Origin of the sequence: Streptomyces sp. NPDC048420 (assembly GCF_040651535.1) — a bacterium.
GTDB lineage: Bacteria > Actinomycetota > Actinomycetes > Streptomycetales > Streptomycetaceae > Streptomyces.
On record NZ_JBEZKG010000018.1, the window covers coordinates 141,182 to 159,091 of the forward strand.

14 protein-coding genes are annotated in these 17,910 nt (G+C 70.0%); 7 read left to right on the top strand and 7 right to left on the bottom strand.

The window, feature by feature from the left end:
- Positions 1 to 29 precede the first annotated feature (29 nt).
- Both speB and AB0D34_RS31770 read left to right on the top strand, forming a co-directional pair.
- The gene (speB, locus tag AB0D34_RS31765) at positions 30 to 998 is read left to right on the top strand and encodes an agmatinase (RefSeq protein ID WP_362667713.1); all 969 of its coding nucleotides are present in this window, start codon (positions 30 to 32) and stop codon (positions 996 to 998) included.
- Complete coding sequence (locus AB0D34_RS31770; protein WP_362667716.1) at positions 995 to 2,680, top strand: thiamine pyrophosphate-binding protein; 1,686 nt, start codon at positions 995 to 997, stop codon at positions 2,678 to 2,680. The genes speB and AB0D34_RS31770 overlap by 4 nt, the downstream gene beginning before the upstream one ends.
- Positions 2,681 to 2,686: 6 nt before the next feature.
- Here the strand turns inward: AB0D34_RS31770 and AB0D34_RS31775 are convergent, their stop codons facing one another.
- The 3 genes from AB0D34_RS31775 to AB0D34_RS31785 are packed head-to-tail and all read right to left on the bottom strand — an operon-like array spanning position 2,687 to position 3,767.
- Positions 2,687 to 3,139, bottom strand: a complete 453-nt coding sequence (locus AB0D34_RS31775) for a PIN domain-containing protein (RefSeq protein ID WP_362667718.1) — start codon at positions 3,137 to 3,139, stop codon at positions 2,687 to 2,689.
- Positions 3,136 to 3,510 carry a hypothetical protein gene (locus AB0D34_RS31780; RefSeq protein ID WP_362667721.1) on the bottom strand — a complete coding sequence of 125 codons (375 nt, stop codon included), beginning with the start codon at positions 3,508 to 3,510 and terminating at the stop codon, positions 3,136 to 3,138. The genes AB0D34_RS31775 and AB0D34_RS31780 overlap by 4 nt, the downstream gene beginning before the upstream one ends.
- Positions 3,507 to 3,767: an ATP-binding protein gene (locus AB0D34_RS31785; protein ID WP_362667723.1), complete on the bottom strand. Its 261-nt coding sequence runs from the start codon at positions 3,765 to 3,767 to the stop codon at positions 3,507 to 3,509. The genes AB0D34_RS31780 and AB0D34_RS31785 overlap by 4 nt, the downstream gene beginning before the upstream one ends.
- A gap of 88 nt (positions 3,768 to 3,855) precedes the next feature.
- On the opposite strand from AB0D34_RS31785, the gene AB0D34_RS31790 reads away from it, so the two are divergent.
- Entirely contained in the window at positions 3,856 to 3,972 is a 117-nt protein-coding gene (locus tag AB0D34_RS31790) for a hypothetical protein (RefSeq protein WP_362667726.1), read from the top strand.
- Between the two features lie 13 nt (positions 3,973 to 3,985).
- Here the strand turns inward: AB0D34_RS31790 and AB0D34_RS31795 are convergent, their stop codons facing one another.
- The 4 genes from AB0D34_RS31795 to AB0D34_RS31810 all read right to left on the bottom strand — a co-directional run bounded on the left by AB0D34_RS31795 (position 3,986) and on the right by AB0D34_RS31810 (position 10,935).
- Positions 3,986 to 4,657, bottom strand: coding sequence for a hypothetical protein (locus tag AB0D34_RS31795; RefSeq protein ID WP_362667728.1), 672 nt, complete (start codon positions 4,655 to 4,657; stop codon positions 3,986 to 3,988).
- 3 nt (positions 4,658 to 4,660) lie between these two features.
- Positions 4,661 to 7,489, bottom strand: coding sequence for a CHAT domain-containing tetratricopeptide repeat protein (locus AB0D34_RS31800; RefSeq protein ID WP_362667730.1), 2,829 nt, complete (start codon positions 7,487 to 7,489; stop codon positions 4,661 to 4,663).
- 200 nt (positions 7,490 to 7,689) lie between these two features.
- Positions 7,690 to 8,496 (bottom strand): endonuclease, encoded by an 807-nt coding sequence (locus tag AB0D34_RS31805; RefSeq protein WP_362667732.1) that lies wholly within the window; start codon positions 8,494 to 8,496, stop codon positions 7,690 to 7,692.
- A gap of 189 nt (positions 8,497 to 8,685) precedes the next feature.
- Positions 8,686 to 10,935 carry a glycosyltransferase family 39 protein gene (locus tag AB0D34_RS31810; protein ID WP_362667734.1) on the bottom strand — a complete coding sequence of 750 codons (2,250 nt, stop codon included), beginning with the start codon at positions 10,933 to 10,935 and terminating at the stop codon, positions 8,686 to 8,688.
- Between the two features lie 143 nt (positions 10,936 to 11,078).
- On the opposite strand from AB0D34_RS31810, the gene AB0D34_RS31815 reads away from it, so the two are divergent.
- The 4 genes from AB0D34_RS31815 (at position 11,079) to AB0D34_RS31830 (ending at position 17,627) form a co-directional block, all read left to right on the top strand.
- Entirely contained in the window at positions 11,079 to 11,921 is an 843-nt protein-coding gene (locus AB0D34_RS31815) for a serine hydrolase (protein WP_362667736.1), read from the top strand.
- Between the two features lie 167 nt (positions 11,922 to 12,088).
- A complete protein-coding gene (locus AB0D34_RS31820) occupies positions 12,089 to 13,114 on the top strand; it encodes an esterase-like activity of phytase family protein (protein WP_362667738.1) in 1,026 nt (341 codons plus the stop codon).
- A 66-nt stretch (positions 13,115 to 13,180) separates the two neighbouring features.
- Positions 13,181 to 13,789, top strand: coding sequence for a hypothetical protein (locus AB0D34_RS31825; RefSeq protein WP_362667739.1), 609 nt, complete (start codon positions 13,181 to 13,183; stop codon positions 13,787 to 13,789).
- A gap of 124 nt (positions 13,790 to 13,913) precedes the next feature.
- Positions 13,914 to 17,627, top strand: a complete 3,714-nt coding sequence (locus AB0D34_RS31830; protein ID WP_362667741.1) for an ABC transporter ATP-binding protein — start codon at positions 13,914 to 13,916, stop codon at positions 17,625 to 17,627.
- The last annotated feature ends 283 nt before the right edge of the window (positions 17,628 to 17,910 follow it).

The following is a 17,910-nucleotide window of genomic DNA, read 5'->3' on the forward strand; positions in this document are numbered from 1 at the left end:
AGAAGAAGACAGAAGGAAGGCATACGACCATGAGCTCCCTCGAGACGCCCCGCGGCCCCGTCGACTCCTCCCGCATCCCGCGCTACGCCGGACCCGCGACCTTCGCCCGGCTGCCGCGCCTCGACGAGGTCGGCCGGGCCGATGTCGCCGTGGTCGGGGTGCCGTTCGACTCGGGTGTCTCCTACCGGCCCGGCGCCCGCTTCGGCGGCAACGCGATCCGTGAGGCCTCCCGGCTGCTGCGCCCGTACAACCCGGCGCAGGACGCCTCCCCCTTCGCCCTCGCCCAGGTCGCGGACGGCGGGGACATCGCGGTCAACCCCTTCAACATCAACGAGGCCGTCGAGACGATCGAGGCGGCGGCGGACGAGCTGCTGGGGACGGGCGCGCGGCTGATGACGCTCGGCGGCGACCACACCATCGCCCTCCCGCTGCTGAGGTCCGTCGCGAAGAAGCACGGCCCGGTCGCGCTGCTGCACTTCGACGCGCACCTGGACACCTGGGACACGTACTTCGGTGCCGAGTACACGCACGGGACACCGTTCCGGCGGGCGGTCGAGGAGGGGATCCTGGACACCTCGGCGCTCTCCCACGTGGGCACCCGCGGGCCGCTGTACGGCAAGCAGGACCTGACCGACGACGAGAAGCTGGGCTTCGGGATCGTCACGTCCGCGGATGTCATGCGGCGGGGCGTGGACGAGATCGCCGACCAGCTCCGGCAGCGCATCGGGGACCGCCCGCTCTACATCTCCATCGACATCGACTGCCTGGACCCGGCGCACGCGCCCGGCACGGGCACCCCCGAGGCGGGCGGCATGACCTCCCGCGAGCTGCTGGAGATCCTTCGGGGCCTGGCATCGTGCAAGCTGGTGTCGGCGGACGTCGTCGAGGTGGCCCCCGCGTACGACCACGCGGAGATCACGTCGGTGGCGGCCTCCCACACCGCCTACGAACTGACCACGATCATGTCCCGCCAGATTGCAGAGGCCCGCGCGCAGTGACTCACGACCACGACCTGGTGCTCCGCCCGACGGAGGCGCAGATTTCCGCTGCTCTCAACCCTCCTCCCGGCCGCAACGGCGGAGACCTGGTCGTGGAGACCCTGGCCGGGCTCGGCGCGACGACCGTCTTCGGGCTGCCCGGCCAGCACGCGCTCGGCATGTTCGACGCGCTACGGCGCTCCGACCTGCGCTACATCGGCCTGCGGGTGGAGAACAACGCGGGCTTCGCGGCGGACGCGTACGGCAGGATCACGGGCGAGGCGGCCCCACTGCTCCTGTCCACCGGGCCCGGGGCGCTGACCTCCCTCGCCGCCCTCCAGGAGGCGGCCGCGGCTTCCGCCCCCGTCCTGGCGATCAGCAGCCAGGTCCCGACCGCCGGCCTGGGCGGCGGCCGCCACGGCTATCTGCACGAACTCCCGGACCAGTCCGCCTCGTTCAGGGGCGTGGTCAAGTCGGTCCACACGGTCCGTACCCAGTCTCAGATCCCGTCGGCGATCGAGGCGGCCTGGAAGTCGGCGCTGACCGCCCCGCACGGGCCGGTGTGGGTGGAGATCCCACAGGACGTACTGCTGTCCCCGACCCTGATCCCGGTGGTGACGGGCGGCGACGCGTTCCCGGAGGAACTGCCGCCGCGTCCCGAACTCACGGCGGTGGCGGCGGACCTGCTGTCCCGCGCCGCCCGCCCGGCGATCATCGCGGGCGGGGGAGTCGTACGGGCGGACGCGTCCCGCAAGCTGCGGCAGCTGGCGGAGGTCCTGAAGGCCCCGGTGGTCACCACCCCCGGCGGCAAGGGCGCGTTCCCGTGGCAGCACCCGCTGTCGTTGCAGTCCTGGATCGAGGACCGGTACACCACGGACTTCCTGGAGGACGCGGATGTCCTCCTGGTGGTCGGCTCGGGGCTCGGCGAACTCTCCTCGAACTACCACACGTTCAAGCCGCGCGGCCGGGTGATCCAGATCGAGGCGGACCTCGGCAAGCTGGAGTCCAACCACCCGGCCCTCGGTATCCACGCGGACGCGCGACTGGCGTTGCAGGCGCTGCTGGAGACGGTGTCGCCGAGGGAGGACGCGGAGGCCGCCGAGCGGGTGCGGGAGGTGCTGGCGCGCGTTGCGGACCGTATCGCGGCTCAGGAACTCACCCTGGAACAGGAGCTGTTGGCGTCGATCCGCCGGGCCCTGCCCGCCTCCGCCCCCTCCTTCTGGGACATGACGATCCTGGCCTACTGGGCCTGGTCGGCCTTCGACGCCAAGGGTCCCAACCACATGCACTCGGCCCAGGGCGCCGGCGGTCTGGGCTACGCCTTCCCGGCGGCGCTGGGCGCGGCGGTGGCCGACCCTTCGGTCCCGGTCCTGGCGGTCTCCGGCGACGGCGGCGCCCCGTACTCCATCGCCGAGTTGGCGACCGCCCGCCAGTACGACCTGAACGTCACCTGGCTGATCGTCGACGACGGCGGCTACGGCATCCTGCGCGAGTACATGACGGACGCGTTCGGCGAGGCTACGGGGACGGAGCTGACCCGCCCCGACTACGTGGCCCTGGCCGAGTCCTTCGGGGTCCCCGGGGTCCGTACGACCCCGGAGACCCTGTCGGACGACCTGTCGAAGGCACTCGGTTCACCGGGGCCCTCGGTGGTCGTCCTTCCGGCGGTGCTGCGGATGTTCGCGCCGACGCACCTGGGTTGAGGCCTATTACTCGATTGCCGGCAGCGCAAGTAGCGGTGCTTCGGCGGACGTTCGGGGTGCGATGACGTTTCGGTAGTGATGGTCCAGGGTGAGCACGACGGGTTGCGGCAGCGACCAGGCCAGTACGGCGTTGACTGCGTCCGTCATACCGATGGCGTCGTGATCCGCGTACGTACGCATGAGGTGCTCGGCTTCACTCAGGAGCGGCCAACTCACGGTGGCAAGCGTGAGCCGATCAGTGCTCGCCCATGCGCGCATGCTGGCCAGAGCGTCCGCGGCGGCCTTGCCGCTGATCTTCGTGGTGAGGTGATAGTCCAGTTCGGCCAGGACCATCGGCGACACCACGAGCCGATCGGCCAGGGAGAGGGCCTGCACGGCGGACTCATGGTGGGAATCCTTGCGGTTGTAGATGGCGAGGAGGACCGACGTATCCGCGACGGCGAACAGGTGGCGCTTCAACGGTCGCCTTCCTGGAAGAGGTTCTCGCCGGATCTGGTGGCCAGGTCCGAGGGGCCGTCGAACATCGCATGCGCCAGCGTTGCCATCGCCTCCGAGTCCTCTCCCAGGGAAGAGGTGAAGGCCAGGGGCACGCCGCGCGCGATGTGATCCAGCGCAATTTCTTCTGGGGTGCGCCCCTCCAGAAGGGCCAGCGTGCGCAGCACTTCGGCCTGACTGCCCGTGTAGGTGAGGGTGACCGTGACAGCGTCGTCGGGCGCCGCGGGGTGGTCCGGTAGGGGTGGGGGGGCCTCGGCCACGGCGGTCTCCTCATCAGGGACATTCGGTGTGATGTATGGCGGTTCCGACAGTACCGCCGCGTTGGTCACACTCATCGTGGCAGCACCAGCTCCGCCCAGTTCACCTTTCCGATGCCATGCAGGCGCGGGCAGCAGCCCCAGCGCTCGGCGAGGCATTGCAGGAGGGTGAGTCCACGGCCGCCTTCGTCTTCCGGACCCGCCTGTCGGGGCTCGGGCCGCCCGTCGTTCGCGTCGGCGACCTCCACGCGCAGACGTCCGTCGTACGGGGCGATGCGTACGCCGATCTCACGCCCCGGCGGCTTCCGCGCATGCAGGATGGAATTGCCGACCAACTCCGACAGCAGGAGCTCCGCGGTGTAGGCGACTTCACCGTCGATCCCGAGCGCGGAGGAGTCTGGTCAGCTGGGCCTGTCGGCCGGTGTGCCGGTCGTGCTCGTTGTCCGCACGGCCTTCGATGCGGACGGTGCGGCGGTCGAGGTGAACGACATGGTGCTGGATGCGTCCGCGTACATCTTGGAGTACGAATTCGACTCCTGAACCGTGCAGCGGCTCAGTCGAGGCGGTGGGTTGCGTCGATGCTTCCGTTGCGAGCCAGGAGGGGCAGCAGACCGGGGAGGCCGTCCAGTTTCACCTGGGCTCGTAGTTGGAAGCGTGCGACCAAGGGCGTGTTCGGGGGAGCCGTGACCAGCAGACGCAGTTCTCGGTTCGAGTGCAGGTAGCGGTCGCCGTCGGCCAGAAAGTCCCAGTACCCCCTGGTGAACCCGATGCCGGAGGCGACGATCTTCGGATGGTAGACGGTACGCAGACGTGATTGCTCGGAGCCCAGTTCGCCGCCGAGGACATCGGCGGCGACGGCGAACGTGAGCCCGGCCCGCACCGTGGTGGTGATCTCCACCGGGTGTTCGCTGAGGACCTCGCGGGGCGCCATGTCGGAGATGACCGCCCCAGCGGTCGGGCTGAAATCGACGCCCAACCGGGAATAGCGCACCCGGCAGCGAGGGTGGGCATGAATGACACAGGTCAGCGGGATGTCATAACCGACGGTGGAGTCGTCGTCCGTGGATATCCGCGTGGTGGCCGCCTTGGCGAGGGCAATGCGGGTCTCGCGCAGCAGGAGTCTGATGTCCTTGTCGCCGATGACGGCCGAGGCCTCGCCCGGTCCTCGCTCAAGGGACAAGCCGGGTTCGTCGAGTTCCAGTTCCGATTCCAGAAGTGTCCGCATGCCCTACTCCCAGTCTCCGACGAGGGCGAATGGCGCCCAGTGGTAAAGCGAGGACCAGCAGGGCCGCTTGAGGGTGTCCAGCGTGGCGCTGCGGAGCGCGTGCGCCGTGGTGGCCGCCGGATTTTCGCGGAGGTGGTGGTAGAAGCGGGTGACCAGGTGAGCGGTCGATTCGTCCGGCACCCGCCACAGCGTGGCCAGCACGCTCGGTGCGCCGGAGTAGAGGAAGCCGCGCAGCAGACCGACGGTGTCGTCCCCTGGGTGGTCCTTGCTGACCCCGGTCTCGCAGCCGCTCAGAACAACGAGCCGGGGCCGGGCAGCGGGCAGCGCGGCGATGTCACGCGAAGAGAGGGCGCCGTCCGCGAGGAGCAACCCGGAGCTCATCGGATCGTCCGCTACGAACCGGGCGTGGCCCGCGTAGTGGACCAGACCGGCGGTCGACAGAGCCCGGCTGAAGGCGCCCCGGGTGGCGTCGCTCCCCAGCACGGGATCTGTGTCGAACTCGGCGGCCACCGACACCGCTTCGGCTCGGGCGTACGGTAGGTCGTCAGCGGGATCGCCCAGGACCACGGTGTTCCGGTTACCGCGCGTTGCGGTCGCCCCCCGGCGGCACTCCCGCAACGCTGAAGTGCTCGGTGCGTAGCTCACCGGGTTCCGCTCGATCAGGTACTGGTCGCCGACGCGCAGGGCGTGCAACGGTAGATGGTGCAGAACGCCGTGCGGTACGAGGATCACCAGGTCGCCCGGCCGGGACCATGCCCCGATGGGCGCGACCAGTGAATCGAAGGCGTGCCACATGTCCTCCAGTCCCGAGGTCACCATCTCGCGGACACGACCGGAGGCGCCGAAGTTGCTCAGCGCGAAACGCCGCAGCGCATCCCCGGTGACCGGAATGGTGACCGCGGAGGAAGGCTGCCCGTCGCCACGCAGGCCGATGACGATCACCTGGTCATCCGTGGTGAAGTACTCCACGAGCAGGACCGGTTGGCCGGACCGGACCAGCAACTCCTGGGCCTCGTCATGTGAGATCGGCCGCCCTGCGGCGTCTCCCGCTCCGCCCAGGTGATCGCGACTGCCGAGGTGATCGAGAAGGGCGCGGGCCTTGCCGCGCTCGGCCCAGCCGAAGGCCTCCGCCGGCCGGCCCAGCGCGACACTGGTGACCACCATCCGTGCGTACGCCTCGATACGGCTGTCGGCGCCGAGGAATTCGAGCCGGGTGGCCTCGTCGGCGAGACTGGAACGGGCCGTCTCGATCAGGCCGATGACCCGTTCGTAATGGCCTTGCGCGGTCATCAGGTCGGACTGGGACCCTTCCTGCTCGTACGCCCTGCCCGCAGCCGTATGGATCATCCGCAGGGTGGCCTCCTGACCGGAGTTCTCGGCCAGTCGTACGGCATGGTCGAACGCCTCCCTCGCGGCCGCGACGTCGTCCCGGTTCAGCAGTGCCTGCGCCTCGGTCATCTGTTTCGTGAAGTGGAGGAAGGTGCCGGGCCTTGCGTCTTTGAAAGCCTCCTCGGCTATCCGGTCAGCCTCGGCTGTGTTCCCCTGCATCCAGGAGATCCTGGCGAGAGCCCACAATCCGACGCTGTGCAGATCCGTCGCACCGTTCAGTGCCGCTGTGTAGTTGCCGTCGTGGTCGTATGTCCGCACGGTTCCGCTCTCCAGGAGCCGCAGTGCGCGTTCGAGCCGCGCGCGTGCTTCACCGAACCGGCCCAGCCGCACGAGATTGGTTGTCTGGTCCTGCAGACGCAGGAACTGCCGGAACTCGTCGCCGAGCGATTCGGCCACCTCGTGCGCCTGTTCCAGTAGCGCGAGCGCCTGCTGGGTGTCGAGCCGAGTGACACCGACCAAAGCCGACTTGAACGCCAATAGATCCGCGTACAGGCCTCGCAGCCACGCCGGGGCGTAGTCCTGGTCGTAGCGTGCCTTCGCCAGTTCTAGTGTGTTCTCGGTGACCGCGAGGGAGGTGTGCAGATCACCCATGTCCTTATGGGCCTTGGCTTCCTGGGCTGCCAAGTTGAGCGTGAGGTGCTCGACGACATCGGGTGTGAGCCGTGCGGGGTGCCGCGCAAGGACCTGCTGCGCCCGATGGACGCACATCAGCGACTCCTCCAGTTGTCCGGATACATGGTGGCTGACCGCCAGATTGAGCAACCCGGCTGTCTCCAGGCGTGTATTGCCGCGCCGATGAGCACTCCGCACCATCCATTTTCTACAGGCGACCGCCGTGCGAAAGCTGCCCAGCCGCTGGTGGAGCGCCCCGACACGGTCGAGGGCTGCCGCGCGCCGAGCGCCGCACAGAAACGGAGCGAGTAGCAGGGGCACGGAGGCGAGCCACCGGGCCTGTCGCAACCGCCCGCCGACGAGTGCGGAGTAGGCACGGCGGGTGACCATCTGCACGAGCAGCATTTCAACCAGCAGCACTACTGCCGTGCCGGCCGATGCCGGAACGGCGTACCACCACATGAGGGTCGTATCGGGGGCGAGGAACGCCCCGACGAAAGCCGTCGCGATCGGCACCTCGGCCAGCCAGCGCACCCCCGCCAAAGCCATGACGACGACGATCGTGACCCGGGCTGCGGTCCCGTCGTCGGCGGCCCATGCCGACAGCGGCTCCCGGCAGGCCCACACCAGGACCGCGAGCGGTACGGCGGTCAGGTAGGGGGAGAGTCGCCAGATGCCCGACTGCTGAAGGCGCTGCCACTGAACGGACCCGGCGGCGATCAGGGCGCAGAGGAGTACCGCGACTCCCAGAGCGGGATGGACCCCTGGAGAGAAGGCCCGGATCACCCAGCCGGGTGGCAGGACGAGGATCCAGAGCAGCCCCAGACCCATCCCGGCCAGTAACCATGTCGCACAGTCACTTGGTCTTGCCCCCATGGACGCCTACCCCGTTTAGACGCATTCCCGGACCAGCAATCCGAAAGTGTCACATGGCTGACATCCGTGTGTCAGAGGATCGGGCAAGTCCGTGCGGGAATGCTCCCCGGCGGGTCGCCGCCGGGGAGCAGACGCCTTCTACCGGAGCGCCTCGACTACCAGATCGCCTCGATCCACTCCGGGTGGTCGATGAACGGGTTGCGGTTGTGCTGGTAGGTGTCGTAGATGACCTGGTTGCGGCGCTCCTCGAAGGCGCTCGGCGGGTCCGCCTCGTTCCAGGCCTTGAGGACGGAGAGCTTGCCCATGTAGGGGTTGGAGCCGTTGCCGACCTTCTCGTTGGGCTCCAGGTTGGGCCAGCCGTCGTCGCCCTCGTAGCGCACGGCCATGTAGAGGATGATGCGGGCCACGTCGCCCCGGTCCGCGGCGCGCGGCGCGAAGGAGTCGGAGTCGACGGTGCTGCCGCCGCCGTTGGTGACGGTGCTGCCGCCGTTGTCGAAGTCCAGGTTGCCCCGGGTGCTGTTGATCGTCACGTCGCAGGCGCGCAGGTGGTGCAGGTCGGTGCCGGGGCCGATCGCCTCGCCGAAGTCGCCGTGCGACTTGGCCCAGGTGTGCTCCCGGTTCCAGTCGCCGACGTCACCGCCGTTGAGGGACTTGCTGCGGGAGGCGCCGCTGTACAGCAGGAGCACGTTGCTGGTGTTGTTCGGGTCCTGGTCGGTGACCTTGAGCGCGTCCCAGACCGCGGAGTACGAGATCTTCGAGACGTTGGCGCTGATGATCGTGTGCAGGGACGACTTGAGGCTCGTGCCCGTCTTGCCGATCGCGTTCTTGTAGTACGTCGAGTCGTACGCGGTCGTCGTGGCGGCGGCCGGGGTCGTGGTCACGACCGGGGCGGCGAGCCCGACCAGCACGGCGGCGGTGGTGAGCGCCACCGACTTCCAGCTGCGGATGCGTGTCGCCAGCATAAAGGGGGTCCCATCTACGCGGGTTGAATGGAGGCGGCAGATGGAGAGTGACATGGACATGAGGCCGTGTAAATGGACTCTGCGTGTCCATTCGGTGACCTGAAACGGCAAATCGGCCCTTGTCTACGCGAGTTGACACGCGAAAGCGGCCCCCGAGGTGTGATCGGGGGCCGCTTTACCGGGACTTGGTCAGCCGACGTCCGAAGGGTCCAGGCGGTAGACCGTCGCAGTGGTGCCGGAGGTCGAGCCGCTGCTCTCGCCCGTGCTGTAGTCGCTCGCCTTCACCGCCGTGCCGTTCTTCTGCACCCAGCTGGTGATCTCCTGGTTCAGGCTGCTGTTGCCGCCCATGCCACCGCCGCCGAGCTGGATGTAGTGCAACTCGCCCTTCTTCACCAGCTCCTTGAGCTTGGCGAGGGTCATCGCCTGGTCCGAGCCGGTGAAGCCCCACATGGAGATGACGGGCTTGTGGGTGCTGAGGATCAGCTGACCCGCACTCTGTGAATTGGACACCGCGAGCAGCCACTTGGCGCCGTCCTGGTGCTTCTCCAGGTACGAGACCAGGGCGCTGTCGACGCTGCCGCCCATACCGCCACCGCCGGGGCCGCCGCTCGCGCTGCCGCCGGGAGCCGTACCGGCCGCCTCGCCGTTCCGGCCATCGGCCGTGCCGCCGCCGGGAGCCGTGCCACCGCCCGGGAACTCCCCGTTCGCGCCACCCGGTGCACCACCCTGCGCCAGCTCACCGTTACCGCCACCGGGCTGCATCTGGCCGCCGCTGTTGCCACCGTTGCCGCCGGGGAGTTCCCCGCCCGCCCGGCCGCCCTGCTGGGTGCCGTCCGGCCGTCCGCCCGGCCCGCCACCGTCGCCGCCGAAGCCGCCCCGGCCGCCACCGCCGCCGGGGCCGCCCATGCCGCTCCCGGTCGACGGACCCGCCGTCGGGTTGGTGCCGCCGCCCATGCCACCGCCGCCGGAGGTGCCGAAGGCCGGCGAGGCCGCGTACGCCGTCGGACCCGCGAGGGCCGCCACGATCGCCGCGACCACGGACACGGCCAGCAGCCGCGCCCTGGTGCCGGAGCCCGCGGTGCGGAAGACGAACAGGCCCACGATCGCGAGGGCCATGACCACGCCCACGACCGGCCACAGCCAGGTGTTCCAGCCGGAGGCCCGGCGCAGCAGCACGATCGCCCAGATGCCGGTGACCGCGAGACCGGCGGGCAGGACCCAGGACCAGCGGGCGTCACCGCTGCGGAAGGCACGCCACAGCAGCACCCCGCCGCCACCGCACAGCGCCGCGACGCCTGGGGCGAGCGCGGTCGTGTAGTACGGGTGCATGGTGCCCTCGGCCATCGCGAAGGTCAGGTAGTGCAGCACCAGCCAGCCGCCCCACAGCACGAGCGCGGCCCGGGTCATGTCGGTGCGCGGGGCCCGCCCGCACAGCGCCAGGCCGGCGACGAGCGCGAGGAAGGCGAAGGGGATCAGCCAGGAGATCTGGCCGCCGAGGACGTCGTTGAACATCCGGCCGATCCCCGCGCTGCCGGCGAAGGTCGCGCCTCCGCCGCCGCCCCCGCCGTTGCCCTCGCCGCCGAGGACCCGGCCGAGGCCGTTGTAGCCCATGATCAGGTTCCAGGCGGAGCCGTCGGTCGAACCACCGATGTAGGGCCGGTCGTCGGCGGGCACCAGTGAGACCGCCGTCGCCCACCAGAAGCTGGAGACCGCCAACGCCACCGCCGCGAGGGCCAGGTTGACGGCCTTCTTCTTCCAGCCGAGCTTCGAGGCGTACACGTACACCGCGAAGACGGCCGGCAGGGCGATGTAGCCCTGGAGCATCTTGGTGTTGAAGGCGAGACCGAAGAGGACCGCCGAACCGATCAGCGGCAGCAGCCTGTCGGTGCGCACCGCGCGCAGCGCGAGGGCCGCGCCGCCGACCATCAGCAACACCAGAATGGTGTCGGGGTTGTTGTCCCGGTTGATCGCGACCGTGATCGGGGTGAGCGCGAGGACGAGCGCGGCGATCGCGGCCGCCGCGTGCCCGAACACCCGCTTCACGGAGGTGTGCAGGATCCAGATCGTGCCGAGGGCGGCCGCGATCTCCGGCGCCATCATCTGCCAGGTGCCGAAGCCGAGGATCCGGCACGACAGGCCCATGACCATCAGCGCGAAGGGCGGCTTGTCGACGGTGATGAAGTTGCCCGCGTCGAGCGAACCGAAGAACCAGGCCTTCCAGCTCTGCGTACCGCTGTAGACGGCGGAACTGTAGAAGCTGTTGAGGCTGCTGCCGCTCAGGTTCCAGCCGTACAGGACCCCGGCGAGCACGAGGATCGCGATCAGCACGGGCAGCGACCAGCGCGGGGCCTTGTCCGGTGGCGCCGAGGGCGGGGCCGGCGGCGGCCAGTCGGCGGACACGGTCTCGGTGTGGGGGTGGGGATCGGTGGCAGATGTCACCCCGGCATCGTGCGGAGGTGGCTTGGGCGGGAGCTGTGACGTACCTGGCGCTGTCCTGTGAAATCGCCACGGGCCGGGTAACGACTCGCACAACCATTCCCCATGCGTACAACCATTCACCCGGACCCGAGAGTCAACAGGGCATGACACGGGGGATAGCAAGACACGCGAAATGGATCGCGGCCGGTGCGCTGGCCGCCTGCGTCGCCGCCGCCACGCCGGCCGCGGCGGCCACGACACCGACCGTCAGCTGCACGTCCGCCAAGGCGGGCCTCGCCGACAAGCTCAAGCGGGACATCACGTCCGCCGTCTCCAACCGCTCCGGCACGATCGCCGTCGGCCTCTACGACCGTACGACCAAGACCACCTGCACCCTGCGCTCCTCCACCGCCTACGACTCCGCGAGCGTGGTCAAGGTGACCGTGCTCGCCACGCTGTTGTGGGACGCGAAGAAGCACAACAGGTATCTGACCGACCGCGAGGTCACCCTCACCAAGGCCATGATCACCAAGTCGGACAACGACGCCACCAGCAAGCTGTGGCGCCAGCTCGGGCTGACCAAGATCAAGGGCTTCCTCTCCGCGGCCGGCATGACCCAGACCAAGCCGGGGGCGAACGGCTACTGGGGCCTGACCCAGATCACCGTCACCGACGAGCAGAAACTGCTCAAGCTGGTCACCGCGAAGAACACCGTCCTGAGCGACAACTCCCGCGCCTACATCCTGAAGTTGATGGGCCAGGTCATCTCGTCGCAGCGCTGGGGCACACCGTACGGCCGCGGATCGGGCATCTCCTGGCATGTCAAGAACGGCTGGCTCCAGCGCTCGACGCACGGCTGGCGGGTGCACAGCGTCGGCACCTTCAAGGGCGGCGGCCACGACTACATGATCACGGTGCTCACCCACGGCAACAGCACCATGAACTACGGCATCACGACGATCCAGGGCGTCGCGAAGGTCATCCACCGGGATCTCGCGGCGAGCTGACGCCTGCCGGACTCCCGCACGTCACCGGCCCCGCCCACGGCGAGGCGCATGCAGGGGCGGCGGCATCTCCGGGTTCGGAGGTGTCGCCGCTCCGTTCGCGGGCAGCGACCAGGGCCCTTCATGACACGGCCTCCCGTACGTCACGAACCCGGCCTACGGTGACGCCCATGCAGCTGAGAACCGTACTCGCGACCACCACCGCGGCCCTGGCGGCGGCGACCTGCCTGGCCCTCGCCGGGCCGGCGCGGGCCGCCGCCCCGGTGAGCCACGCCTGTTCCCCCTCCGTCTCCCTCGACCGCTTCTCCGACGCGCTCGACAAGACGACGTACGACGGCACCTTCGTCGGCAACCTCTCCGCGCTCGCGGTGGACCGGGACGGCTCGCTGGCCGCCCTCTCCGACCGCTCCTCCCTCTTCGACCTGGACGCGAGGACCCTCGCGCCGAAGTCGGTCGTCCCGCTCGCCGACGAGAACGGCGCCGCGCTGGACTCCGAGGGCCTGGCGATAGACCGGGACGGCACCCGTCTGATCACCTCGGAGACCGAGCCGTCGATCCGCCGGTACTCCAAGGGCGGCAAGATCCTCGACCGTCTTCCGGTGCCGGCCTCACTCCTCGTCGCCCCGGCGGGCCGTGCCACCTCCAACCAGACCTTCGAGGGCCTGACCCTCCTGAACGGCGGCCGCACCCTGCTCGCCTCCATGGAGTACGCGCTCTCCGGCGACACGGCCGGCATCGTCCGCTTCCAGACCTGGACGCGGCACAAGGGCCACTTCGAGCTCGCCGCCCAGTACGCCTACCGCACCGACGCCGTCTTCCTCGGCGTCCCCGAGGTGCAGGCCCTCCCCGACGGCCGCCTCCTCGTCCTGGAGCGCGGCTTCACCGCCGGCGTCGGCAACACGGTCCGCCTCTACCTGGCCGACCCCCGCCACGCCACGGACACCAGCGGCGTCGAGAACCTGACGGGCCAGCCGGACGTACGTCTGATCAAGAAGACCCTGCTCACGGACATCGCGAGCTGCCCGACCCTGGGCGCCACGGCGAAGCAGCCCCAGCCGAACCCGCTCCTGGACAACATCGAGGGCATGGTGATCACGGGCCACGAGAAGGGCCGCCTGAAGGTCCTCCTGGTCAGCGACGACAACCAGAACGCGGTCCAGACGACGCGGTTCTACTACCTGCGGGTGCGCGTCTGAGACATTCCCGGACCGCGCAGGCGGGTATCGACCTGTCGGGGCGGCGATTCGACGGGGGTGGACGTCGTGAGGATCACGAAGGTCATCAGCGGTGCTCTTCTGGCGGCCAGGGCGCTGCACGGCGACGGCACCGAGGTGGCGCGGTTCGCCGTCCAGCAGGCATGGCCGCGGTCACGGGGGGCCCTGGACGTGTACGCCGCACTGGACCATCCCGGTCCGTGGCTCGCGGAGAAGATCGCGACCACGGACCGGCCCGGCGGGACGCCCGCCGCGCCGCCCCCGGAGGCCGCACAGCCGCTCTACGACCGGGAGGCGGAGCGACGGGAGCGCCTGCGGGCGCGGCGTGCGGAGCGGGAGGAGTCCGAGCGGGAGTTGATGGCGATCCGTGCGGAGCGCCGGGAGCTGCGGGAGTACCGGCAGGCAGAGGCGGCCCTGCGGCGGCGGGAACAGGCCGCGCTGCGGGCGCGGCTCCGGGAGGCCGAACGGGAGGCCGAACGGGCGAGGCCCAGGGTGGTACCGGAGCTGGACCCCGAGAACGACGTCCATGTCTGCCGGTCCTCCCTGAACGGCATCGTGCGGGTCTTCGGGGCGGACAGCCCTCAGGCGTCCAACGCCCGCAGAAGTCTCGCGCGTGCCGAGGCGAACGCCAGGAGGGCGGTCCCGCCCCACCGGTGACGCCCCACCGGTGACGTGAAGGATCTCTCGAATTGTTGCGGCGGGATGAAATCACCCCGCCGACGCGTTGGTGCCTTCCGGACGATCAGGCCGTAAGAAGCCGTAAGAACCGGAGGGCACCCGCGTGACACCGCAACGGGGATGGGCACGACGACTTGCCGGGTACGCCTGGCGTTACCCCAAGGACGTCGTACTCGCCCTCGGCTCCTCCCTCGGCGGCATGGCCGTCATGGCGATCGTCCCCCTGATCACCAAGGTGATCATCGACGACGTCATCGGCGACCGCAGCCGGGACATGGCGCCCTGGGCCGGGGCCCTGATCGCCGCGGCGGTCCTGGTCTACGCCTTCACCTACATCCGCCGCTACTACGGCGGCCGGCTCGCCCTCGACGTCCAGCACGACCTGCGGACCGAGATGTTCGGCACGATCACCCGCCTCGACGGCCGCCGCCAGGACGAGCTGTCCACCGGCCAGGTCGTCGGCCGCGCCACCAGCGACCTCCAGCTGATCCAGGGCCTGCTCTTCATGCTGCCGATGACGATCGGCAACTTCGCGCTCTTCCTGATCTCCCTGGTCGTGATGGCCTGGCTGTCGATCCCCCTGACCCTGGTAGCCCTCGCGGTCGCCCCGGCCCTGTGGTGGATCGCGAAGCGCTCCCGCTCCAAGCTGCACCCCGCCACCTGGTACGCCCAGGCTCAGGCCGCAGCCGTCGCGGGCGTGGTCGACGGCGCCGTCAGCGGCGTACGCGTGGTGAAGGGCTTCGGCCAGGAGGACCAGGAGACCGGGAAGCTCCGGGAGGTCGGCCGCCGCCTCTTCGCGGGGCGCCTGCGCACGATCCGCTTCAACTCGAAGTACACCCCGGCCCTCCAGGCCGTCCCCGCCCTCGGCCAGGTCGCGATGCTCGCGCTCGGCGGCTGGCTCGCGGTCCGCGGCGACATCACCCTCGGCACCTTCGTCGCCTTCTCCACCTACCTCGCCCAGCTCGTCGGCCCGGTCCGCATGCTCGCCCTGGTCCTCACGGTCGGCCAGCAGGCCCGCGCCGGCACCGAGCGCGTCCTGGAGCTGATCGACACCGAGCCGTATCTGAAGGACGGCACCAAGGAGCTCCCCGCCGACGCCCCCGCGACGGTCGAGTTCGACGACGTGTCCTTCGGCTACGAGGACGGCCGGAAGGTCCTCGACGGTCTCTCCTTCGAGATCCGCCCCGGCGAGACCCTCGCGGTCGTCGGCTCCTCCGGCTCGGGCAAGTCCACGGTCTCGCTCCTGCTCCCGCGCTTCTACGACGTCACCCACGGCGCCGTCCTCATCGGCGGCCACGACGTCCGCGAGCTCACCCTGGACTCGCTGCGGGCCGCGATCGGCCTGGTCCCCGAGGACTCGTTCCTCTTCTCGGACACGGTCCGGAACAACATCGCGTACGGGCGTCCCGACGCGACCCAGGAGGAGGTCGAGAAGGCCGCCCGCGCCGCCCAGGCGGACCGTTTCATCGCCGAGCTCCCCGAGGGCTACGACACCACGGTCGGCGAGCACGGCCTCACCCTCTCCGGCGGCCAGCGCCAGCGTGTCGCGCTCGCCCGGGCGATCCTCACCGACCCGCGCCTGCTCGTGCTGGACGACGCCACCTCCGCCGTGGACGCGCAGGTCGAGCACGAGATCCACGAGGCCCTGAAGCAGGTCATGGAGGGCCGCACCACCCTCCTCATCGCCCACCGCCGCTCCACCCTGAACCTCGCCGACCGCATCGCGGTCCTGGAGAACGGCCGCCTCGCCGACCTCGGCACCCACGAGGAACTCCAGCGCAGCTCCCCCCTCTACCGCCGCCTGCTCACCGACCCCGACGGCCTCGGCGGCGTCTCCCCGGGCCACGCCCGGCCCGTCGCCGTACAGGACGACACCTCCGTACGCGACGAGCTGGACGCCGAGTTCGACGCCGAGCGCGGGGTGACGCCCCGGCTGTGGACCGGTGACCGGGAGGCCAAGAACGCCAAGGACACAGCTCTCGCGGGCACTCCGGCCACCCCCGAACTCCTCGCCGAGGTGGACGCGTTGCCCCCGGCGACGGACACCCCGGACATCGACGAGGCACGCGCGGTCACGCCCGAGGAGTCGTACGGCCTACGACGACTGCTGCGAGGCTTCGGCCGCCCGCTGCTGATCAGCCTGGGCCTGGTCGCGGTGGACGCCGGCATGGGCCTGCTCCTCCCCGTGATGATCCGGCACGGCATCGACGACGGTGTCTCCCAAATGGCCATGGCCGCGGTCTGGACGGCGACGCTGCTCGCCCTGCTCTCGGTGCTCGTCCAGTGGGCCGCGCAGATCGGCGAGACCCGGATGACCGGACGCACCGGCGAACGGGTCCTGTACTCCCTGCGGCTGAAGATCTTCGCCCAGCTCCAGCGGCTCGGACTCGACTACTACGAGCGGGAGTTGACGGGCCGGATCATGACGAGGATGACGACGGACGTCGACGCCCTCTCGACCTTCCTCCAGACCGGTCTGGTCACCGCGTTCGTCTCGGTCGTCACCTTCTTCGGCATCATGGTCGCCCTGCTGGTGATCGACGTACAGCTGGCGCTGGTCGTCTTCGCGACGCTGCCGCCGCTGATCGTCGCCACGTACTTCTTCCGCAAGGCGAGTGTGAAGGCGTACGAACTCGCCCGTGAGCGGGTCGCGTTGGTCAACGCGGACCTCCAGGAGTCGGTGTCCGGGCTCAGGATCGTGCAGGCGTTCCGGCGCGAGGGCGACGGTGGCCGGCGGTTCGCGGAGCGCAGTGACGACTACCGCAGGGCCCGTATCCGGGGCCAGTGGCTGATCTCGGTCTACTTCCCCTTCGTGCAGCTGCTGTCGTCGGTGGCCGCGGCGGCCGTACTGATCGCGGGCGCGGGCCGGGTGGACGCGGCGACCCTGACGACGGGTGCGCTGGTCGCCTACCTGCTCTACATCGACCTGTTCTTCGCTCCGGTCCAGCAGCTCTCCCAGGTCTTCGACGGTTACCAGCAGGCGACCGTCTCCCTGGGCCGCATCCAGGAGCTGCTGCGGGAGCCGACGTCCACGAAGGCGGCGGAGGAGCCGCTGGAGGTCCTGTCCCTGCGGGGCGAAGTGGCCTTCGAGAACGTGCACTTCGCGTACGCGGACGACGAAGAGGCCCTGGGCGGCATCGACTTGCACATTCCCGCGGGCCAGACGGTCGCGTTCGTCGGCGAGACGGGCGCGGGCAAGTCCACCCTGGTCAAGCTGGTGGCCCGGTTCTACGACCCGACGGGCGGACAGGTCACGGTCGACGGCACGGACCTGCGCTCCCTTGACCTCACCTCCTACCGCCACCGTCTCGGCGTGGTCCCGCAGGAGGCGTACCTCTTCCAGGGCACGATCCGGGACGCCATCGCCTACGGCCGCCCGGACGCCACCGACGCCGAGGTCGAGGCGGCGGCCCGCGCGGTCGGCGCCCACGAGATGATCGCCACGCTGGAGGGCGGCTACCTCCACGAGGTCGCCGAACGCGGCCGCAACCTCTCGGCGGGCCAGCGCCAGCTGATCGCCCTGGCCCGCGCGGAGTTGGTCGACCCCGACATCCTCCTCCTGGACGAGGCCACGGCAGCCCTCGACCTCGCCACCGAGGCTCAGGTCAACCAGGCCACCGACCGCCTCGCAGGCCGCCGCACCACGCTCGTCGTGGCCCACCGCCTGACCACGGCAGCCCGCGCCGACCGTGTCGTGGTCATGGATCACGGCCGCGTGGTCGAGGACGGCACCCACGACGAACTGCTCGCGCTGGACGGCAGATACGCCGGGCTGTGGCGGACGTTCGTCGGGGAGGACGCGCCGGCCCCGGCCTGACCGGTGGCCATATCGGGCGCCGGACGGAGTCCGGCCAGACGTGCGAAGCCCGGGAGGCCCGCCAGGGCCGAGCGGTGCGAGGGCGACATCGGGAGGTTCTGCCCACGGCCGAGTGGTCGAGGACGGCACCCACGACGAACTGCTCGCGCTGGACGGCAGATACGCCGGGCTGTGGCGGACCTTCGTAGGGGAGCCGGTCGAGGTGTCTCCCTGACGGTCGTGCAACCGTCCGACATACGTTGTGCGTCCGTACACCTGTACGCCCAAGAGCTGCGGGAGGGAC